Source organism: Humidesulfovibrio mexicanus (genome assembly GCF_900188225.1).
GTDB classification, from domain to species: Bacteria; Desulfobacterota; Desulfovibrionia; order Desulfovibrionales; family Desulfovibrionaceae; genus Humidesulfovibrio; species Humidesulfovibrio mexicanus.
This window is the reverse complement of the sequence record NZ_FZOC01000001.1, coordinates 1-20,662: the sequence shown is the minus strand read 5'-3', so window position 1 is coordinate 20,662 and position 20,662 is coordinate 1. Positions and strand designations below refer to the sequence as shown.

Here is a 20,662-nt window from a genome sequence, read left to right as displayed (position 1 = left end):
GGCCTTCGATACAAGTAACGGGCGAAAATCAGGAGCACGCGAACGGCATCTGGACGGATTTCCATTGCCAGTCAGCCCTGCAGTCAGTAAACGTCTGGTCGGGCACGGAGCCTTCCAAACGAATCAGGAGCACAGTATTGGCCAGAGACAAATCGCTTTACTATTTCGGCAATCGCCACCTCATTACGCGCTGCCTGAGCTATTTCTTGCCCTACAAGTTCAAGGTGGTGATCGCGTTTCTGTCCATGTTCGTGGTGGCAGGCTGCTCGGCCGCTATGGCCTATCTGGTCAAGCCGGCCATAGACCAGATATTTGTGAACAAGGACATGAATGCCCTCAAGTTGCTGCCCTTCTTGATAATGGGCGTCATGGTGACGAAATGCAGCTTCCGCTTCATTCAGACCTATTACATGAACAGCGTGGGAATGCGCGTCATCGAGGCGCTGCGAAACGATCTCTACAAAAAAATCGTCGTCTTGCCCATGCGTTTTTTCGAGGAAAGCCAAGTCGGAATGCTTATGTCGCGCATCCTCAACGATGTCGTCGAGATACGCAACAGCGTGCCCTCAATGGTCATGCTCATACGAGAAATTTTTGAGATTATGGGGCTCATCGGCGTGGTGTTCTACCAGGACGCGGAACTGGCCTTCTACGCTGTCATCGTAGTGCCCATTGCGGGCTACCCTCTGGTCTATTTCGGAAAGAAACTGCGCAATCTTGGCCGCAAGTCCCAGGCGGGGGTGGCGAACATCAACGTCCACTTGCAGGAAAGCTTCAGCGGCATCAAGGTGATCAAGGCCTTTGCGACCGAAAAGCAGGAGTCCGGCCGTTTCGCCGTGGAAAACCACAAGCTCATGGGCCTAGCCATCAAGCAGGTGCTCAACAGCGAGCTGTCCTCACGCGTCATCGACATGCTGAGTTCGGTGGGTATCGGCCTGGTCATCTTCTACGGCGGTATGCGCGTCATTGACGGCACCACCACCGCAGGCACCTTTTTCTCCTTCATGGCTTCGCTCATCATGCTATATGAGCCGATCAAAAAGATCGACGCCTGCAACATCGACATCCAGCGCGCCCTGGCCGGGGCCGAGCGCGTGTTCGACATCCTCGATTCCCCAAACATCAACCGCGAGAGCGGGGGGACACGGGACGTGGAGGCGCCCTTCAAGAGCGTCGAATTCCGCGATGTGCGCTTCCAATATCCCACAGCCGGCCGCCCGGCTCTGGACGGCATCAACCTTGTGGTGCGCGCGGGAGAGCGCGTGGCCATCGTCGGGCCGAGCGGCTCCGGCAAGACGACGCTGGTGCATTTGATTCCCCGCTTTTACGACGCGGACTCCGGACAGGTGCTCTTGAACGGCGCGCCGGTGCAGGATTATTCGCTGAAGAGCCTGCGCCTCACCCAGGGCATCGTCTCCCAGGATGCGTTCCTGTTCAACGCTTCCGTGCGTGACAACATCTGCTACGGCCAAGACGGCTACAGCCAGGAACAGATTGAGTCCGCGGCCAAGGCCGCGTTCGCCCATGACTTCATCATGGAACTGCCCGATGGCTACGACACCGTCATCGGCGAACGCGGGGCGCGGCTTTCAGGAGGCCAGAAACAGCGGCTCACCATCGCGCGCGCGCTGTTGAAGAATCCGCCCCTGCTCATCCTCGACGAAGCCACAAGCGCCCTGGACACCGAAAGCGAACGCATTGTGCAATTGGCGCTGGAAAATCTCATGCGCGAACGCACCAGCATCGTCATCGCCCACAGGCTGTCCACCATCCTTTCGGCCCATCTCATCGTGGTGATGGAGGAGGGCAGGGTCGTTGCTCAGGGCAAGCACGCCAAGCTGTTGGAAACCTGCCCGCTGTACGCCAGGCTGTACCAGATGCAGTTCGCCGACGGCACCAGCGTGGCTTAAGGCCGCGTAAGGAACGGCCCATGCGCATTTCGCCAAGCCTCATCAGCCCCGCCCTCACACTCCTTTACAGGGCCTGGATCGCGAGCCTGCGCTTCGAGGACGGCGGCGCACTGGGCGTCATCAAGAATCCGGCAGACGCAGGCCGCCCGGTGCTGCTCGCCATCTGGCATTCCGAGCTGTTCACGCTGACCGGATACGGCATGACCAAGCTGGACGGACGCCTGGCGACCGTCGTCAGCGACAGCCGCGACGGAGAGATCATCGCCCAGGTGCTCACGAGCATTGGCTACGGGACCGCTCGGGGCTCCAGCACACGCGGCGGACTCAAGGCCATCATCGCACTCAAACGCCATATGGACCAGGGGCGCATCGGCGTCATCACCGTGGATGGCCCGCGCGGGCCGCGCCACAAGGCAAAGGACGGTGCCGTGTACCTGGCCCACAAGACCGGGGCGCTGCTTGTTCCGGTGCGCTGCCGTCCGGCGCGCAAGCATGTGTTTCAGCGTTCCTGGGACCGTTTCGAACTGCCCATGCCTTTCAGCCGTTGTCCGGTCTTTTTCGGACCGCCGCTCGAATTTGAAGGAGACAGGCCCGATGCGGACCTGCTCGTCAGCGGAAGGCGCAGGCTGGAGCAGGCCCTGCACGACACCTTGCCGCCAATCTAAGCCTTACGCCGACGAAGCCCTTATGTAAGAAACTCAAAACCGAATCGAAACAGGTGGTTGCCAGCACGGCGTCCACCTGTTTGCTTTCCTGCGGCCGGGGAGTCCCGCGCACCCCTGTCAAGTGGGTATTTTTGTCATTTTAGCGGCCAAAGACAGGTGATTTTTGTCCTGTGCATAAAAGCGCCGCCGCAGAAACCGAAGTGTCCGCCACCGCCGCCTGCACCCAAGGAGCCCCACCTGGTTTACGGCATCGAGAGCCACACCCTGCGCAATTTCGAAGGCGGGGTCATGACAGACGAAGCCTACAGTGGAAAGGGCCAGCACAGGAACAAAGCGGCGAGCCAGGATGTCGAGGACTTCGGGCCAATTCCAGAAGGCAACTGGCGGGTGGAGGAAGTCACGGACCAGGATTATTGCATAAAGCACCACCTGACGCCCCCTGTCTTTCGTTTGGAGCCCGACGACGACACCAAGAACCGGGTTGGCAAAGACGGCATGGAGCGCAAACCGAACACCTTCCTCATTCATGGCAACAATAAAGAGAACGACGCCTCCAAAGGCTGCATCATCCTGAATAGGCCGACCAGGGAACAACTCAGATACTACGAGGGGAGATTGATCCGTGTCACGAAGTAAACTGACGGCTGCTCTCGCTCTGCGCATAGTCCTCGTGCTTCCCGCCCAGGTGGATGCGAAGCGCGGCAGTTCTCTCGTGCTCGTGGGTGAAAACGAGTCGTGCTTTCTGGAGCCACGGCTTGAAACGCCGCCATATTCGCCCGTGCTCGACGACGCCAACTACGTTCTTGACGGATTGGACGAACGCCAGGACCAGCGTTTCCAGTTACACAAGGCGGCCAAGGACATGCTGGCGCTGTTCGGCCCTGCTCCGCGCACGGTCTTCAATGAGCACAATGTGATGTACTGCTACGTCTCCTCCCGTCCAGGGGACAGAACCGCCGTGATATTCACGCTCGACCCGGACGCCCTTTGGGGCGTGTCTGTACACGCGGACAAATCCGCCATCATCCAAGCCGGTAAACGCTGCCGGGCGACGCCTGGGGTGAGTTCAGCCGTGCGCACTCCGGGTGGCCTGCGCCTAGGCATGACCCGCGAGGAGGTGGTGGCCATGTTCGGTGAGCCACACCGGGTGATCGGTCGGCGTACCATCGGCTACGCCTCGTACCGTCTCGTGCGGCCGGGGGAGTTCCCGCCGGGCTTTGTCGTCAGCCGGGTCCAGCGCTGGATTGAGATATATCTCGGTGAGGATGGCCGTGTGAACGGTTTTTTCATTCTGGCCAACGATATTGACTAGAGCCGCAGGGCAAACAAGCTGACGCCGATACGGTTGCGACCTCACGGACGCAGTACTATAATAGTCTGAAATAAAATAGTATTGAGTTTCCTAAATAAGACCGCCGACGATGCAATAAAAAAGGGGAGCCGAAGCTCCCCTTCCTTCCTGTCTGCTTCCCGCATCCCCTAGGCCAGCTTCCTGCGTGCCGTTCCGTTGGGGTTGAAGGGGAGGGCAGAGCGCCTGGCCGCCAAATCTCCGCGCTGGGTGCGCACAAGAAATTCGTCAGCCTCGGCATAGTTCGCTTCCACATAGGCCAAGGCGACGCAATGGCCGAGGGAGGGCGCGAAGGAACCGCTGGTGACCATGCCGACCTTGGTTCCATCGGGCAGATGCACGGCATCGTAATGGCGCGCGCTGCGGCGTCCCTCAAGGACGAGGGGGGTCAGCCGCTCCCGCACCGTGTCGAGGGCGTTCTTGCCCGTGAACGGCTTCTGCTTGGTGATCAACGCGCCAAAGCCTGCCTCGACAGGGGTGTGCGCCGTATCAAGATCTTGCCCGTAAAGAGGGTAGCCCATCTCCAGGCGCAACGTGTCGCGCGCGCCAAGGCCCACGGGCTTGACCAGCGGATCGGCGATCAGTGCCTCCCAAAGCGCTGCGGCCTTTGCCGCATCAATGTAGAATTCGTAGCCCAGCTCTCCGGTATACCCGGTTCGGCTCACGATGAGATCACATCCCTGCCAGCGCGTACGCGTGAAGTTGAAGTATCCTGGAGAAACACAATCCTGTCCCAGAAGATGCTTGAGCACGTCGAAAGCCTTGGGGCCCTGCAGGTCGATCTTGCCCGTTTCTTCGGAAATGTTGGTGAAGGCGAGTGCGGCGGGCAGCTGGGACTTGATATGCGCAAAGTCTCCGGCTTCGCACGCGCCATTGACCACAAGCATGTATTCGTCATCGGCCAGGCAATAGATGATGAGGTCGTCCTGCACGCCGCCATCGGCGTTGAGCAGAAAGCCGTAGCGGCATTTGCCAGGGGCGAGCGTGTCCAGGTCTTGGGTCACAACGGCGTTCAACGCGTCCTTGGCCCCGGTGCCCCGAAGCGAAAACTCGCCCATGTGGCAGATGTCGAATATCCCGGCGAATTGGCGTGTGTGGGCGTGTTCCGCGATGATGCCTTCGTATTGGATTGGCATATCAAAACCGGCAAAGGCGGCCATTTTTGCCCCTCTGGCCCGGTGCCAAGCTGTGAGCGGCGTCTGCTTCAAGTTCTCCACGATCGTCTCCTTGTCGTGCTGTCTTCTGGTCCGTGCCAACATGACACAAGACGCCTGGATTCTCAATGGTCTTTCGAACTCTGCGTCGGCCGCGGCATGTCTGCGGGCGGATTGTTGACGCAAGGAGAGAAGTTCTTTAGAAATCCCTCTGGCGGCAACGCCTGGAGGGGTTACATGCGAAAGATTGATCAGTGTCCACGGGTGGCCATCAACTCAAAATACTGCACCTGCACAAACACTTCGTGCAGCAAACACGGTCTGTGCTGCGAGTGCCTGCACTACCATAGGCTTCGCAACGAACTTCCCGCCTGTTATTTCACTCCGGAAGAAGAGAAGACATTCAATCGCAGCATTGAATTCTTCATCCAGCGCCGGACAGGCAAGTAGTCCACCATGTCGCTGCGTCTGCGCAATCCACTCACGATGCTGCGCAGCAATACCATCGCCCTTGACATCGGTTCCGCCCAAACTGTCATAGCGAGCCCCGATGGGCGCATCCTCCTTGATGAGCCGACCGTCATCGCCTTGGAGCAGTACGACGACACCGTCATCGTCACCGGCGTGCAGGCCAAGGGCTACCTCGGCAAGACCCCGGACCGCATCCGGGTAGTCAAACCGCTTGAAGCCGGCGCCATTGTGCATTTCAATGCCGCGAAGCTGCTGCTCCGCAATCTGTTGTCCCAGGTTTTTGTGAACGACGGAAAACGCATCAAGGTCTGCGTTGTTACGCCGCACGGGCTTACGGAACTCGAAAAACGCACGATTCTCGATTGCTGCAAGGCCGTCGGCATCGCCAAAGCCGACATGGTGAGCGCGCCTCTTGCCGCCGCGGTTGCGGCGGGACTGGACATCACGCAGCCCAAGGGCCGTCTGCTCCTGGGAATCGGCGCAGGGGTGACCGAGGCCACCATGGTCAGCCTTTCAGACATTGTCCACAGCGAGACGATCCCATGCGGCGGCAACGCCTTCCACGCGGCCGTGGCCCGGCACTTGGCCGCAACAAGGCAGGTTGCCATAGGCGAAAACATGGCCGAACAAGCCACGCTGGGCCTGGCCAGCGCTGCGCCCTCTTCCGAAACACGCGCCGCCACCCTGACGGGGAAAAACGTCACCACAGGCTCTCCGTGTTCCCTGGAGCTCCTGCATCAGGATCTCGATGGCGCACTCGACCAGCCGTTAGCTGAAATAGAGGCGCTTGTCCGCAGCGTCATGGAGCGCGCACCGGCCGAACTCGTGGCCGACATCGGCGAAACAGGCCTGGTGCTGTACGGCGGAGCTGCGCGGCTGCCGGGGCTTACGTCACGCCTGTCGCAACGGCTCGGCCTGCGCGTTGCCCGTGCCGAGGAACCGCAATACGCCGCCGTACAGGGCGCGGCCGCCGCTCTACGGCCGGATTTGGGGTTCCGCAAAATCCTGTTGCGGAAATGAAGATGCACAGCTCACTCCATGCACTCCTGCCTGCCGTAGAATCGGCCGTGCGCGCCGCCGGGGAACTGGTGCGCGAGCACGACAAGCGCCCTCGCCGCATCCGTTGCAAATCGAGCATGAAAGACCTCGTCACCGAGACGGACGGAGCGGTTGAGTCCCTGTTGCGCAGAAGCCTTTCCTCCATTGTGCCCGAGGCGCGCTTTCTTGGCGAGGAGGGCAGTCCGGACGCCGGGCTCGGCGGCCTTGCGTGGGTTGTGGACCCCCTTGACGGGACAACGAATTTCGCCCATGGCGTCCCGTTCGTCGCCACATCAGTGGCGTTGTGCCTTGAGGGCGGGCCTCTTCTGGGTGTGGTGAACCTGCCCCTGCTCGGCGAGTTGTTCAGCGCAGTCAAAGACGCGGGCGCCAGCCTGAACGGCAGTCCCATGCGCGTCTCCGGAGTTTCGGCCATGGAGGCGGCCCTTGTGTCCACGGGGTTTCCCTATCGCATAGAGGATCACAAAGAAGCCATTTTGCGGCAGCTGTCCAAGGCGCTGCCAGAGACGCAGGGCGTGCGCCGGGCTGGTTCCGCCGCGTTGGATTTGGCCTATGTGGCCTGTGGCCGCTACGATGGCTTTTTTGAGTTCGCGCTGAACCCGTGGGACACTGCGGCGGGCGTGCTGCTTGTCGCCGAGGCCGGGGGGCGCGTCGGCACAATGATGGGCTCCCTCCCGTACAGGCTTGGCGGACCGGACATTCTCGCCACCAATGGCGACCTTTTTGAACCACTGCAGCGTATGCTCAAGGCCGCTTCCGCCACAACCCTTTGAGGCTCATGGCTTCGGCAAGCAGATGCACGCGTGGCGCGGCCATTTCGCGGAAATCGCGCAGTAGGCAGGCCAGTTCTTCGGGCGTGAAACTGTATTCCGAGCCCTCGCGCCCCGACGAAAAAGTGGCGTTGTCGGAACGGGTAAGCCCGAAAACCTGCAAAACCTCGTTGCTGTTTTCTGGCAGGGGCGGGAGTTCCAACAACGGGCGGAGGCGTTCCGCATGGATGCCCAGGCCGGACCGCAGGAACCGAACAGCGGCATCGAACACCGACTCGCCCGCAAGAACAGCGCCGCAGACAGGTACATCCCAGGTTCCGAGTTGCCTGCGCGCCCCCAGGTCGTTGCGCCGCAAAAGCACCCGCCCTTGTTCATCGAAGAGCAGCACGGCCACGGTGCGGTGACACAATTTCTGTCGGGCGGCCTCCTGGGCGGGCATAACGGCCACCACACGTTGTTCCATATCAAGAATCTCCACCAATTGGGGGAAGGTTGGCATGGAAACGGCCTGGGGCATCGGGACCTCGTGGAGAATTGATCTGCTGCCGACAGCTTGGCGCTGACACCCAAAGGATAGGGCAAGACATGGACACGTTGCAAGCCTGGAACTGCTGGCCGCTCGGCGTGGCCGACATCGCGGATGTCATGGCTTTGGAGCGCATGTGCTTCCGCACACGCTGGACGCGCGAGCAGTTCCTCCTGGGGCTTGAACGGGGGGCGTTCCAGATCCTTGGAACCCGTGAACGCGGTGCCCTGCTGGGCTATGTGGCATATTCGCTCATCGCCGGGGAAATGGAAATTCTGAACATCGCCACGCACCCTTTTCATAGGCGGAAAGGCCTGGCGACCCGCCTGCTTGGCGCGGCCATTGACTGTTGCCAAAGACGCGGGGCCGGGGAAGGCTTTCTCGAGGTCCGGCGTTCAAACATCCCGGCCATTGACCTTTACCGTAAATTCGGGTTTATCGAGGTGGGCGTCCGGAAGAACTATTACCCCGACAACCACGAGGATGCGCTGCTGTTTCGACTGGATTTTTTGCCTTTGACCAGCCGCGCCGACCAGCCAACTTGAGCCGGAGCCACGCGCCCCGACGCCGGAGCATCTAGCATGAACACGCTTTTCGCCGCCAATTGGAAAATGCACAAAACCCGCGCAGAGGCAAACCAGACCGCGCGCGACCTTGTCCGACTGGTTTCCGCCCTGCCTGCCGGTCGTGAGGCGTTGCTCATCCCGCCCTTCACCGCCATTGACGCCACACTTCATGGCCTTGGAGGAGCGTCTGGATTTCAAGTCGGGGCTCAGGATTTCTATCCCGCCGCCCATGGCGCCTTTACGGGTGAGGTTTCCCCGGCCATGCTGCTCGATGCCGGAGCCCGCTGGGCCTTGACCGGGCATTCGGAGCGCAGGCACGTGATCGGTGAAAGCGACGCCTTCGTTGGGCAAAAAACGGCTTTTGGACTGGCTCAGGGGCTTGGCGTCATCCTGTGCGTCGGCGAGACCATGGAAGAGCGGAAAGCCGGGCAGCTTAAGGATGTGCTGATCCGGCAAATGGAGCAGGGACTTCAGAATGTTCCGCAGGATATTTCGCCGGAACGCCTTTGCCTGGCCTATGAACCGGTCTGGGCCATCGGCACCGGGCTGGTCGCCGGACCGGAAGAGATTCTCGAGGCGCACGCGCTGGTGCGCCGTCTGCTCGAAGGGATTCTGGGGAGCGGAGCGCGCTCGGTTCGCATTCTCTATGGCGGGAGCGTGAAGCCGGACAACGCCTCGGAAATCATTGCCCTTGACAATGTCGAGGGTGTCCTGGTAGGAGGCGCGAGCCTGAAGGCTGACGACTTCAGCCGCATTGTTCTGGCCTAGTCAGCCGCACAGGTCCATGAGAGGAGAAAGCGTTGCAAACAATTGTGCTGACGATCCATATTCTTGCCTGCGTTTTTTTGATCCTCTTCGTCCTGCTTCAGTCCGGACAAGAGGGGATGGGGGTTATTTTCGGCGGCGGTTCCGGTTCCGTGTTCGGAAGCACTGGCGCAGGTGGTCTCCTTGTGCGCATCACCGCCGGATTGGCCGCTGTTTTTCTCGTCACTTCTCTTGCATACAATGTCTTGACAAAGCCTAGTGCTTTGGGTGATAGTACTTTGATGACGCAGGGGGCGGCTGGAATCGCCACTCCAGCCCCAGCGCCAACCCCTGTCCCCGGCGGCGTCTCTTTTGAGGAAAAGACGCAGCCCAAGTCTGAACAGACGACGGGGGAGAGCAAATAGGTTTTTTGCCGAGGTGGTGGAACTGGTAGACACGCTACTTTGAGGTGGTAGTGGGAGAAATCCTGTGGGGGTTCGAGTCCCCCCTTCGGCACCAAAAACAATCAAAAGGAGATCGGCCCCAGCGATCTCCTTTTTACGTTCTTCCGTTTTCAAGACAGCTCCCAAACGCAAAAGGCCATCCAGCATGACGAAAGCGCCACGCGAAAACAGGTTTGAAGGTCGCGGCAGGACCGTCTTCGCAGTGTTCTACAGCCTGCTTGGTCTCGTACTGCTTGGCGCAGCGCTTTTTGCCGTCAAGATCGTGCGTGACGAGGTCAAGCGAGGCTACGAACGCAGCATCATCCTTCGGGAGCCGCGGGTCAGTTCGGATCTGTCACAATCCCCGCCGCGTGGACTATTGCAAGTGGCTGACGGTCTTGAGGACAAGCCATATCGGCTGCGCACGGATGACAATGGGTTCATTCTGCCGTCGCGCATCCACGAGTCTCCCGACATATCCATTGTCTTTCTAGGCGGCTCCACAACGGAGTGCCACTTCATGGATGAGAAGGAGCGCTTCCCATATCTTGTCGGGCGCAACCTTGAGGCCGCCATCGGGAAAAAGGTGAATGCCTACAACACAGGGCACGCCGGAAACAACACCTTGCATTGCGACCTGATTCTACAAGCCAAAGTGCTGCCTATGCGACCGCAGTTCGCTGTGCTCATGGAATGCATCAACGACCTGACATTCATGGCGATGCTTGGTGACTACTGGAGTCAAAACGCCACGCGGGGCATCATTCAGGACAAGGAATACAACTTCGCCAAGCGCTGGATCATCGACAACCTCATTGGGCACAAACAGAGCAAAGTTGACGCCAAGGACGAATTCGCTGGACAGCGCACCATGGCCCGCAATGTGGTTCCTGAACGCATGTCTAAAGAGTACAAGAAGAATCTTGACCTGTTCGTCTTCCTGTGTCGTCAGCACGACATCACCCCCGTGCTTATGACCCAATGCAACCGCTTTACTCCAAAGCTGGCAGAGAACCTTGAGCGCCAAATACAGCCCATATTTCAAAGTTGGGGACTGAGCTATGAACAATACAAGGTCTGTTATGACACCCTGAACGAGACTGTGCGCAAGGTCGCTGCCGAGCAGGACGTCCTGCTCATCGATCTCGACCGCATGGTTCCCAAAACCCGTCTCACCATGTATGATGTCGTCCATCTGAATGCGGAAGGCTCGCGCCAGGTGGCCGACATCGTGACCAAGGCCCTCACTGCCTCCCTGCGCTCCTAGCAGTCGAGCCTCGTCCACGGCATAAAACACAAACGGAGAGAACATGGCACAGAAAGTTTTCGTCACCGGCGCGGCCGGCTACCTTGGCTCCACACTGGTCCCCCTGCTGCTGGACAAGGGCTACGAGGTCACCGCCCTGGACAACCTCATGCACGGCCAGCATGTGCTGCTGGAATGCTGCGCCAACAAGGGCTTTGAGTTCGTCAAGGGCGATATCTGCGACCATGCGCTTATCAACTCCCTCATCGCCAAGCACGACATCATCATCCCTTTGGCGGCCATAGTTGGTGCCCCTGCGTGCAAGCTGAACCCCACGCTGACGGACATGGTGAACCGTGAGGCGCACCTGAACATGGTCAAGGCCACCAGTCACGACCAACTGGTGATCTTCCCCACCACCAACTCCGGCTACGGCATCGGTGAGAAGGACGCCTACTGCACCGAGGAATCGCCGCTCAGGCCCATTTCCTCCTACGGCGTGACCAAGGTCGAGATTGAAAAGGCGTTTCTGGACAAGGGCAACGCCACCACCTTCCGTTTGGCCACCGTATTCGGCATGAGCCCGCGTATGCGCATGGACCTGCTGGTGAACGACTTCACCTATCGCGCCTTCAAGGACCGCAGCGTCATCCTGTTCGAGGACCACTTCCGTCGCAATTACATCCATGTGCGCGATGTGGCCAGCGCCTTCATGTTCGGCATGGACAACTATGACAAAATGAAGGGACAGCCGTACAATGTGGGCCTGTCCACCGCGAATCTCACCAAGCGTCAGCTGGCGGAGAAGATCAAGCAGTACGTGCCGGAGTTCTACATCCACTCCGCCGCCATAGGCGAGGATCCGGACAAGCGCGACTACTTGGTGAGCAATGACAAGATCGAAGGCATGGGCTGGCGTCCAGCGCACAGCCTGGACGACGGCATCGTGGAGCTCTTGAAGGGCTACAAGATCCTCAAGCCCAACCGCTTCGCCAACGTCTAGGCATGTCAGGCCTGACGAACGCGACGGCATTCATCCTGGCGGGCGGGTTCGGCACCCGCCTTCGCCAGGTTGTCGCCGACCGCCCCAAGGCGCTGGCTGAAATACTGGGCCGTCCGTACATATACCATTTGTTGGATGTCCTGGTTCGGCATGGCGTCCGGCGCGCGGTCTTGTGCACGGGCCACATGGCGCAAGTGCTTGAAGACGTTTTGGGCACCTCATACCGTGGGGTGGAGCTGCTTTACTCGAGGGAAGAGGCTCCGTTGGACACCGCCGGGGCCTTGCGTCTTGCGTTCTCCCGCCACCCCGCCGAACTCGCCCTGTGTATAAACGGTGACTCCCTGACGGATGCGGACCTGAGCGATTATCTGGACTGGTTCCAGTCACGGACTGAAGCCGCCACACTCTTGCTGGTCCCGGTGGAAGACGCTGCCCGATATGGCAGCGTGACTACGGATGTCAATGGCGTCGTGCGCGGCTTTTCAGAAAAGGGGCAGGGAGGGGCCGGGTGGATCAGCGCTGGAGTGTATCTGCTGCGACCGGACTGCCTCGACACCGTTGAGGCGGGACAACGGGCCTCGCTGGAGCGCGATGTGTTCCCAGCACTCGCAGAGCGAGGCGTTCTGTGTGCCTATCGAGCCAAGGCCCGCTTTCTGGACATTGGGACACCGGAATCATACGCGGCCGCCGGACGGTTCCTGCTGGGTCTGCCGAATGGTGTCGAAGAGCGGCCTGCCGTATTCCTGGACCGGGACGGCACGCTCATAGCAGAAAGACATTACCTGCACGAACCGGATGGGGTTGAACTGCTGCCCGGCGTCGCCGAAGGACTGCGCCGAATGGCGCTTCTTGGCCTGCCGCTGGTGCTGGTGAGCAACCAATCCGGCGTGGGGCGCGGCTATTTCGGCCGAGGCGATGTGGAGCGCGTGCATGGCCGCCTGCTTGACCTGCTTGAAGCCCAGGGGGCAAGGTTGGACGCCATGTACGTCTGCCCCCATGCACCGGACCAGGGATGCGCCTGCCGCAAACCCTTTTCCGGAATGATCGAACGGGCACGGACCGAACTCGCTCTGGATCCACGCACAAGCTTTGTCATCGGCGATAAACCTTGCGATATCAATCTGGGGCTGGTAGTGAACGCCACGACGTTTCTGGTGACCACGGGCTACGGTGCTGCGCATGCATCGGCCGGTGACTGCCGACCCCATTACGTGGTTTCCGGCCTTGTCGAGGCCGCTGACATCATCGAATCCATCCTGGCCGCCCGCGCTTCGGGCGGAGCGGAGAACCCATGATCATCTGCAGAACCCCTTTTCGCGTTTCGTTCTTCGGAGGCGGCACCGACTACCCCGGCTGGTACCGGGAGCACGGCGGTCAGGTGCTCTCCACGGCCATAGACAAGTACTGCTACATCACCCTGCGCTATTTGCCTCCATTCTTCGAGCACAAGATCCGCGCGGTGTACTCCAAGATAGAGCAGTGCCTGACAATCGACGAAATCAAACATCCGGCGATCCGCGAAACCCTGCGCTTCATGAACTTCGAGCGCAACGTGGAGATTCATCACGACGGCGATCTGCCCGCGCGCAGCGGCATGGGCTCCAGTTCCTCGTTCACGGTTGGGCTGCTGCACGCCCTGTACGCCCTGCGCGGCAAGATGCCCAACAAGGAACAGCTCGCTCGTGAGGCCATCCACATCGAACAGGACATGATCAAGGAAACCGTCGGTTCGCAAGACCAGTGCGCCGCGGCTTACGGCGGCTTCAACCACATCATCTTCCATCGCGACGGGGAGATTGAGGTGCGTCCGCTGACCCTGTCGCGCTCGCGTCTGGGCGAACTATCCGACCACTTGATGCTCTTCTACACCGGCATCATGCGCACTGCTTCGGAAGTGGCGGAAACCTACGTGGAGAACCTGGGTGCCAAGGAAGCGTTGTTGCGCACCATGCACGGCATGGTGGACGAGGGGATTCGAATCGTGCAGAGCAACCGCTGCATTTGCGGCTTCGGAGAGTTGCTGCACGAGGCTTGGCTGGCCAAGCGTTCGCTGAGCCCCAACATCTCCAACGGCGTTGTGGACAACCTGTATGCGCGCGCAAGAGAGAACGGCGCCATAGGCGGCAAGCTGATCGGCGCGGGCGGAGGCGGCTTCCTGCTGCTCTTCGTTCCCCCCTCGGCACGGGAACGTGTGCGCGAGGAATTGTCCGAACTGTTGCATGTGCCGTTCACCTTCTGCCGCAATGGCAGCCAGATCATCTTCTACGAGCCGCCGCAGACGGACTACCGTCACAGTGAACGCGACCGCACGATCCGTTCCATCCAGTCATTCCGGGAACTCGGAACATTGAAGGACTAGACCTATGCCGCCCCTGACACCAGATAGACAGCTTGCGCTGTTCCGCTCCATGCTGCGCATTCGCCGCGTGCAGGAACGCATCGAGTCCGAGTACATGCAAGATGAAATGAAAACCCCGGTGCACCTGTACATCGGGCAAGAGGCCATCGCCACAGCCGTGTGTGCGCACCTGCGCGACGATGACGCCGTAAACAGCAACCACAGGAGTCACGGGCACTATCTTGCCAAGGGCGGGGACTTGTCGGCCATGATGGCCGAACTGTTCTGCAAATCCACAGGTTGCTCCAAGGGCTATGGCGGCTCCATGCATCTGGTGGACGTGTCCCACGGCAACATGGGCACTTCCGCCATCGTGGGCGGCGGCATTCCCATCGGCACCGGACAGGCGTTGGCCTTCAAGATGCAGGGACTGGACCGCGTGAGTGTGGTCTTTTTCGGCGATGGAGCAGCGGATGAAGGCACGCTCTACGAGTCGGTCAACTTCGCCATGCTCAAGCGCCTGCCCGTAATCTACATGCTGGAAAACAACGGCTGGGCGGTGTGCTCCCCCACATCGACCCGGCAGAAGTGGGACAACGTGTTCCACAAAGGCGCCGACCCGGAACTGCTCTTCACCGCCAAGGTGGACGGCAACGATCCCGAAGCGGTGTACGCGGCCGTGGAGACAGCTGTTGCGCGCGCGCGCGCGGGAAAAGGGCCCTCGTTCATCGAAGCCGTAACCTACCGCATTTTGGGCCACGCGGGATGCTGGAAGCAGGATCCGAATGGCTACCGAGACGCGGAGGAGATCAAGGCCTGGCAGGAACGCTGCCCCGTGTGCGGCTACCGTGACCGTCTGAAGGCGCAGGGACTTGTCAGCGAGACGTCCTTGGCCGCAATGGAGGCCGACATCGCCGCCGAGATTGATGCGGCGTTCGATTTCGCCCGCAGGAGCCCGCTGCCCACGGCGGAGGATCTGCACAACAATCTTTTCTGCGAGTAGACGCCATGCCCTGGTCACGCATCAAACCGGACACAAACGAACCCGTTTTTCACTCCGCCCCCCTGCAGGATGCCGCGGACTGCCGCCGCATCACCTACGCCGAAGCCACCAACGAGGCCCTTTCCCAGGCGCTTTCCCTCGATCCCCGCGTCTTCGTCATGGGGCAGGGCGTGGACGACCCACAGGGCATGTTCGGGGCGACGCGCGGCCTGCACCTCACTTTCGGCCATGACCGCGTGTTCGACACGCCGCTTGCCGAAACCGCGCTCTCCGGCGTGGCCGTTGGCGCGGCCCTTGGCGGAATGCGCCCCGTCTATTTCCACAACAGGCCGGACTTCCTGCTTTTGGCCATGGACCAGTTGGTAAACCACGCGGCCAAATGGCATTTCATGTTTGGCGGCGCGGCCTGCGTGCCGCTGGTGTTCTGGGCTTGTATCGGCCGGGGCTGGGGATCGGCAGCACAGCATTCCCAGGCGTTGCAGGGTCTGTTCAATCATGTTCCGGGCCTCAAGCTCATCATGCCCGCAACCTGCTACGACGCCAAGGGACTCATGCTTTCGGCCATCGCGGACAACAACCCTGTGCTCATCATCGACCACCGCATGAACTTCAAGCAGAGAGGCATCGTCCCGGAGGGGCCGTACACCCTGCCAATCGGCAAGGGCGTCATCCGCAGAAAAGGACGCGACGTCACCATTGTGGCCATATCCCACCTGATGGTCGAGGCCTTCGCCGCCGCTCAGGAGCTTGCCGAGGAAGGCATCGAGGCCGAGGTCATCGATCCGCGCACCCTGCGCCCCTTGGATGAAGAACTCATCCTTGAATCCGTTTCGCGCACCGGGCGACTTGTGGTGACGGACACCGGCTGGAAAACCGGAGGAACTGCGGCGGAAATCTCCGCCATGGTCGCGGAAAAGGGCTTCCGTTCCCTCAAGGCGCCCATTGTCCGCGTATGCGCACCGGACCTGCCCACGCCCAGCGGCTATACACTTGAGCGCGCCTACTACATCGGCAAGGACGACATCAAGGCGGGCGTCGTGAAGGCGGTGCGGGGATGAATTCTCGCAGGATATTCGTCGCCGGAAGCGGCAAAGCGCTTGGCGCGGCTGTTGTCCGGGCGTTCCAGGCGGCAGGGCAGGGGAATTGCATCGGCTGCGGCGCTGCCGAACCGGACCTGCGCGACCAGCGCGCCGTGGATGCATTCTTCGAGACGGAGCGTCCGGATTGGGTGGTGTACGCCGCTGGCAAGGCCGGGGGCATCGGTCTGAACCGCCGTGCGCCGGCGGACCTGATTCTGGACAACCTGCTTTGTGCAACCCATGTGCTGCACGCGGCGCAACGTTTCGGAGCCGCCAAGCTGCTGTACCTCGCCAGTTCCTGCGTGTACCCCAAGCAAGCCCCCCAGCCCATCCGAGAGGACAGTCTGTACAGCGGGCCGCTGGAGCCCACCAATCTGGCCTACGCCTCGGCCAAGCTGGCAGGCCTGGAATTGTGCCGCGCCATGCGGCAGCAGTTCGGGCTGGATTTCAACATTGCGGTGCCTACCAACTATTTCGGCCCTGGCGACGACTTCAGCCCCGAAAATTCCCACGTTGTGGGAGCGCTCATGGCGCGGATGCGCGCCGCCAAGGCGGCGGGCGACGCCTCGCTTGCCATCTGGGGCACGGGCCGCGCCCGGCGCGAATTCCTCTACGTGGACGATGTGGCCGATGCGGCCGTGTTCCTCATGCGTGGGCACAGCTGGGAGGGGCCGCTGAACATCGGCTCCGGCGTGGCCGTCTCCATCGCGGAGCTCGCCAAAATGCTCAAGGAGATCACAGGGTTCACAGGAACTCTTGCTTTCGATACGACCAAACCTGACGGAATGCCGGTGAAGGTGCTGGACTCCTCCAAACTGGCCGCCCTGGGTTGGTCGGCCAAGGTGGACTTCGGCTTGGGCCTGGGCCGCACCTACGACTGGTATCTTGAACAAAAATAACGAACAGATTTGAGAGGTTGACATGGGCTTCAAGTGGCCTTTGATGGAAGACAACGTGACCCGGCAGGATTTGGACGCGCTCATCGAATTCCTGAAGGGAATGCCGCGGCTCACCCAATCCGCAAACGTGCAGGCGCTTGAGCAGGAATGGTCTCAGTGGCTCGGCGTTAAACACAGCGTGTTCGTGAACTCCGGCGCCTCGGCCAACCTCATCACCATGGGCGCCATCAAGCAGCTTTACGGTGGGGGAGAGGTCATCGTCCCCACGCTCACCTGGGTTTCGGACATCTCCTCCGTGTTGCTGCACGGATTTACGCCTGTGTTCGTGGACATCAACCCACGCAACCTCTGCATGGATGAAGACCAGGTCATCGCCAAGCTTACCGATAAGACCCGCGCGGTGTTTTTGACCTACGTGCAGGGCTTCAATGGCCTGTCCGAGCGTTTGCTTTCCGAGCTTGAGAAACGAGGCATTCCGCTCATCGAGGACGTGTGCGAGTCCCACGAGGCCAACTTCAAGGGCAGGAAACTCGGCTCTTATGGTCTGGCGTCGAACTTCTCCTTCTATTTCGCCCACCACATGAGCACGGTGGAAGGCGGCATGGTCTGCACCAACGACGACGCCTTTTATGACGCCATCCGCATGTACCGGTCCCACGGCATGGTGCGCGAGGCTGAAAGCGCCCAGCTGCGCACGCGCTTTGCGGCCGAGAATCCTGAACTGTCCCCAGACTTCATTTTCGCCTTCCCGGCTTTCAACGTGCGTTCCACCGAAATCAACGCCGTGCTGGGCAGAAGCCAGTTGAAACGCCTGGATTCCTGCAACGAACGCCGCCGGGAAAACTTCGAGTTGTTCTTGAAGCATATCGATCCGGGCAAATACCGCACGGATTTCGACCTTGAGGGCAGCTGCAATTATGCCTTCAACCTGGTCTTGAACGCGCCTGATGTCGCCCTGCGCGAACGCCTGGAAAAGACCATGCGCGAGGCGGGCATCGAGTTCCGCCGGGGATCTGCCGGGGGGGGCAACCAGTTGCGCCAACCCTACTTGAAAGGCATCGTGCCTGACGGCGAATGGGCCAACTACCCGGAAGTCGAGCACATCCACTTTTTTGGGTACTATATCGGCAACTATCCGAGCCTTGCGGCCGAACGCATCATCGAGCTCTGCCAAGTGCTGAACTCGGTGCAGGGCTAGGGAGGGCAGAGGGGCATGACCCGTACGCCAGATATCCTGTTCATCAAGCCTGGAAGCCAAAGACAGCTTTACGGCGAACTCTCCGACTATTCCCTTACGGCCATCGAGCCCCCCTTGTGGGGCGCAATCCTGGGCGGATACCTGCGCCAGCAGGGGTACCTTGTCGAAATTCTGGATGCCGAGACCCAAGGACTTGGCTGGGAGGAGACGGCCAGGGAGGCCGTGGACCGCGCCGCGCGGCTCACAGTGGTCATGGCCTCTGGGCACAACCCCTCCGCTTCCACCATGAACATGGTTGGCGTGGGAGCCATAGCTCGTCGCATCAAGGAACTTGCCCCGCAAATGCCCCTGGCGCTCAACGGGCTTCACGTAAGCGCCCTGCCCGAGCAGACCATGCGCGAGGAAGCCTGTGACTTCGCCATTCAGGGCGAGGGCCTGCTCACGCTGCCGCCGCTTCTGGACGCGCTCAAGGCCGGGGCGGACACATTCCAAGGCATCCCCGGATTGTGGTGGCGCGCGGACGGTGGCATCGTGCCAGGCACAATGCCGGAGATGTGGAAGGACCTGGACACGCTGCCCATGCCCTCCTGGGATCTGCTCCCCATGGAACGCTATCGCGCCCACAACTGGCACTGCTTCGACGATGTCTCCCGCCGCCAACCCTACGCCACGCTGTACACCAGCCTTGGCTGCCCGTACCACTGCTCATTCTGCTGCATCAACGCATTGTTCGGTGAACACCGCCTGCGTACGCGCAGTGTCGATTCCGTTGTCGCGGAGATTGATTTTCTGGTGCAGAACTATGGTGTTCGCAACATCAAGATCATGGACGAACTCTTCGGGGTGAATGAAAAGCGTGTGCTTGAGATGTGCGACGCCATCGCCGGACGAGGCTACGACCTGAACTTCTGGGCCTACGCCCGTGTGAACACCGTAAACGAGCGGATGCTTGAAGCCATGAAACGCGCCGGGGTCAACTGGATCGCCTATGGCTTCGAGTCCGGCAGCAAGCGGGTCATCGAAGACGTGACCAAAGGCTACAAGCTGGATCAGGTAATGCGCGTGGTGGAGATGACCTATGCGCAGGACCAGCACATTTGCGCCAACTTCATCTTCGGCCTACCGGAGGACGACTACGACTCCATGCAGGAGACCAACGCCCTCATGCAGGAGATCAACGCCGAGTGGGCCAACATCTATTCGGCCATGGCCTATCCCGGCTCCAAGCTGTACGACGACGCCGTGGCCCAGGGGCTGCCGCTTCCGGCTAGCTGGAACGGGTACTCCCAGTACAGCCGCGACAGCCTGCCTCTGCCCACGAAATATCTCACCGGCGGGCAGGTGCTGGCCTTCCGAGACTATGCCTTCGACGCCTACTACAAGAGCCCGCGTTACCTCTCCATGATCCGCGCCAAATTCGGCGAGGAAACCATGCGACATATACGGCAAATGGCAGAAAAGACACTGGACAGGGATAACGCCGTCATTTAGGTTCCCACCGCTTCGACGTCCCTCAACCACTGCCCGGCGAGTACAGATGAAGACAACGCTTCTGGTCATGACGCTTAATGAAATCGATGGCATGAAGGCCATCATGCCGCGCATCAAGCGCGAGTGGGTGGACCAGATCATCGTGGTCGATGGCGGCTCCACAGATGGCACCATTGAGTGGGCCAAGGAGCAGGGCTATCAGGTGTACGTGCAGAAGAAGCGCGGTTTTCGCCACGCCTACGAGGAAGTCATGCCGCTTATCGAAGGCGACGTGATCGTCACCTTCAGCCCGGACGGCAACTCCGTGGCCGAAATCCTGCCCGACCTCATCGCCAAGATGCGCGAAGGCTACGACATGGTCATCGCCTCACGCTACCTTGGCCCGGCCAAGAGCGCGGACGACGACATCGTCACCGGCTTCGGCAACTGGCTCTTCACCAAGACGGTCAACCTGCTGCACGGCGGCAAATACACCGATGTCATGGTCATCTACCGCGCCTATAAGAAACAGCTGGCCTACGACCTGGAGCTGATGGGCGATTCGGCTTTCGCCCTGCCGGAAAAACTCTTCGGCACCAAGATCAGCTGGGAGCCGCTGCTCTCCTGCCGGGCGGCCAAGCGCAAGCTCAAAATCGCGGAGATCCCCGGCGATGAGCCACCACGCATCGGCGGCGAGCGCAAGCTGCAGGTCCTGCGCTGGGGCGCCGCATACTACTTCCAGTTCCTGCGCGAAGTGGTGTGGTGGAAATAGG

Annotated in this window: 22 protein-coding genes and 1 tRNA gene; 21 read left to right on the top strand and 2 right to left on the bottom strand. The window is 60.6% G+C overall.

Annotation, left to right across the window (positions count from 1 at the left end):
• Nucleotides 1–137: 137 nt before the first annotated feature.
• From CHB73_RS00115 to CHB73_RS00100, 4 genes are all read left to right on the top strand, one after another.
• Nucleotides 138–1,910 carry an ABC transporter ATP-binding protein gene (locus CHB73_RS00115; protein ID WP_235641447.1) on the top strand — a complete coding sequence of 591 codons (1,773 nt, stop codon included), beginning with the start codon at nucleotides 138–140 and terminating at the stop codon, nucleotides 1,908–1,910.
• Between the two features lie 20 nt (nucleotides 1,911–1,930).
• Entirely contained in the window at nucleotides 1,931–2,575 is a 645-nt protein-coding gene (locus CHB73_RS00110) for a lysophospholipid acyltransferase family protein (protein WP_089270844.1), read from the top strand.
• Between the two features lie 288 nt (nucleotides 2,576–2,863).
• Nucleotides 2,864–3,211, top strand: a complete 348-nt coding sequence (locus CHB73_RS00105) for a tlde1 domain-containing protein (RefSeq protein ID WP_089270842.1) — start codon at nucleotides 2,864–2,866, stop codon at nucleotides 3,209–3,211.
• Nucleotides 3,212–3,353: 142 nt separating this feature from the next.
• Complete coding sequence (locus CHB73_RS00100) at nucleotides 3,354–3,887, top strand: helix-turn-helix transcriptional regulator (protein WP_089270840.1); 534 nt, start codon at nucleotides 3,354–3,356, stop codon at nucleotides 3,885–3,887.
• Nucleotides 3,888–4,054: 167 nt separating this feature from the next.
• Here the strand turns inward: CHB73_RS00100 and gcvT are convergent, their stop codons facing one another.
• Complete coding sequence (gene gcvT / locus CHB73_RS00095) at nucleotides 4,055–5,083, bottom strand: glycine cleavage system aminomethyltransferase GcvT (RefSeq protein WP_235641446.1); 1,029 nt, start codon at nucleotides 5,081–5,083, stop codon at nucleotides 4,055–4,057.
• Between gcvT and CHB73_RS17025 the strand changes: the two genes are divergently transcribed.
• The 3 genes from CHB73_RS17025 to CHB73_RS00080 are packed head-to-tail and all read left to right on the top strand — an operon-like array spanning nucleotide 4,982 to nucleotide 7,377.
• Nucleotides 4,982–5,527 (top strand): DUF6485 family protein, encoded by a 546-nt coding sequence (locus tag CHB73_RS17025; RefSeq protein ID WP_235641445.1) that lies wholly within the window; start codon nucleotides 4,982–4,984, stop codon nucleotides 5,525–5,527. The genes gcvT and CHB73_RS17025 overlap by 102 nt on opposite strands.
• A gap of 6 nt (nucleotides 5,528–5,533) precedes the next feature.
• Nucleotides 5,534–6,568: a rod shape-determining protein gene (locus CHB73_RS00085; RefSeq protein WP_089270834.1), complete on the top strand. Its 1,035-nt coding sequence runs from the start codon at nucleotides 5,534–5,536 to the stop codon at nucleotides 6,566–6,568.
• Complete coding sequence (locus tag CHB73_RS00080; RefSeq protein WP_235641444.1) at nucleotides 6,565–7,377, top strand: inositol monophosphatase family protein; 813 nt, start codon at nucleotides 6,565–6,567, stop codon at nucleotides 7,375–7,377. The genes CHB73_RS00085 and CHB73_RS00080 overlap by 4 nt, the downstream gene beginning before the upstream one ends.
• Here the strand turns inward: CHB73_RS00080 and CHB73_RS00075 are convergent.
• Nucleotides 7,349–7,837, bottom strand: coding sequence for an NUDIX domain-containing protein (locus tag CHB73_RS00075; protein ID WP_179216820.1), 489 nt, complete (start codon nucleotides 7,835–7,837; stop codon nucleotides 7,349–7,351). The genes CHB73_RS00080 and CHB73_RS00075 overlap by 29 nt on opposite strands.
• 122 nt (nucleotides 7,838–7,959) lie before the next feature.
• On the opposite strand from CHB73_RS00075, the gene rimI reads away from it, so the two are divergent.
• The 14 genes from rimI to CHB73_RS00005 all read left to right on the top strand — a co-directional run bounded on the left by rimI (nucleotide 7,960) and on the right by CHB73_RS00005 (nucleotide 20,661).
• On the top strand, nucleotides 7,960–8,445 hold the full coding sequence (rimI, locus tag CHB73_RS00070; RefSeq protein ID WP_089270828.1) for a ribosomal protein S18-alanine N-acetyltransferase: 486 nt from the start codon (nucleotides 7,960–7,962) through the stop codon (nucleotides 8,443–8,445).
• Nucleotides 8,446–8,481: 36 nt separating this feature from the next.
• On the top strand, nucleotides 8,482–9,234 hold the full coding sequence (gene tpiA / locus CHB73_RS00065) for a triose-phosphate isomerase (protein ID WP_089270826.1): 753 nt from the start codon (nucleotides 8,482–8,484) through the stop codon (nucleotides 9,232–9,234).
• A gap of 32 nt (nucleotides 9,235–9,266) precedes the next feature.
• Nucleotides 9,267–9,635, top strand: coding sequence for a preprotein translocase subunit SecG (gene secG, locus CHB73_RS00060; RefSeq protein ID WP_089270824.1), 369 nt, complete (start codon nucleotides 9,267–9,269; stop codon nucleotides 9,633–9,635).
• Between the two features lie 7 nt (nucleotides 9,636–9,642).
• Nucleotides 9,643–9,729: transfer RNA gene (locus CHB73_RS00055), tRNA-Leu, on the top strand.
• A gap of 90 nt (nucleotides 9,730–9,819) precedes the next feature.
• Entirely contained in the window at nucleotides 9,820–10,920 is a 1,101-nt protein-coding gene (locus CHB73_RS00050; protein WP_089270822.1) for an SGNH/GDSL hydrolase family protein, read from the top strand.
• Between the two features lie 43 nt (nucleotides 10,921–10,963).
• Nucleotides 10,964–11,902, top strand: coding sequence for an NAD-dependent epimerase/dehydratase family protein (locus CHB73_RS00045; RefSeq protein ID WP_089270820.1), 939 nt, complete (start codon nucleotides 10,964–10,966; stop codon nucleotides 11,900–11,902).
• Between the two features lie 2 nt (nucleotides 11,903–11,904).
• Entirely contained in the window at nucleotides 11,905–13,197 is a 1,293-nt protein-coding gene (locus CHB73_RS00040; protein WP_089270818.1) for an HAD-IIIA family hydrolase, read from the top strand.
• Nucleotides 13,194–14,261 carry a GHMP family kinase ATP-binding protein gene (locus CHB73_RS00035; protein ID WP_089270816.1) on the top strand — a complete coding sequence of 356 codons (1,068 nt, stop codon included), beginning with the start codon at nucleotides 13,194–13,196 and terminating at the stop codon, nucleotides 14,259–14,261. The genes CHB73_RS00040 and CHB73_RS00035 overlap by 4 nt, the downstream gene beginning before the upstream one ends.
• Before the next feature lie 4 nt (nucleotides 14,262–14,265).
• A complete protein-coding gene (locus CHB73_RS00030) occupies nucleotides 14,266–15,243 on the top strand; it encodes a thiamine pyrophosphate-dependent dehydrogenase E1 component subunit alpha (RefSeq protein ID WP_089270814.1) in 978 nt (325 codons plus the stop codon).
• A 5-nt stretch (nucleotides 15,244–15,248) separates the two neighbouring features.
• The gene (locus CHB73_RS00025; protein WP_089270812.1) at nucleotides 15,249–16,301 is read left to right on the top strand and encodes an alpha-ketoacid dehydrogenase subunit beta; all 1,053 of its coding nucleotides are present in this window, start codon (nucleotides 15,249–15,251) and stop codon (nucleotides 16,299–16,301) included.
• Nucleotides 16,298–17,221: a GDP-L-fucose synthase family protein gene (locus tag CHB73_RS00020; protein WP_089270810.1), complete on the top strand. Its 924-nt coding sequence runs from the start codon at nucleotides 16,298–16,300 to the stop codon at nucleotides 17,219–17,221. Before CHB73_RS00025 ends, CHB73_RS00020 begins: the two co-directional genes overlap by 4 nt.
• Before the next feature lie 22 nt (nucleotides 17,222–17,243).
• On the top strand, nucleotides 17,244–18,419 hold the full coding sequence (locus CHB73_RS00015; protein ID WP_089270808.1) for a DegT/DnrJ/EryC1/StrS family aminotransferase: 1,176 nt from the start codon (nucleotides 17,244–17,246) through the stop codon (nucleotides 18,417–18,419).
• 15 nt (nucleotides 18,420–18,434) lie between these two features.
• Nucleotides 18,435–19,910 (top strand): B12-binding domain-containing radical SAM protein, encoded by a 1,476-nt coding sequence (locus CHB73_RS00010; protein WP_089270806.1) that lies wholly within the window; start codon nucleotides 18,435–18,437, stop codon nucleotides 19,908–19,910.
• Between the two features lie 46 nt (nucleotides 19,911–19,956).
• Nucleotides 19,957–20,661, top strand: a complete 705-nt coding sequence (locus tag CHB73_RS00005) for a glycosyltransferase family 2 protein (protein ID WP_179216819.1) — start codon at nucleotides 19,957–19,959, stop codon at nucleotides 20,659–20,661.
• Nucleotide 20,662: the final 1 nt, after the last annotated feature.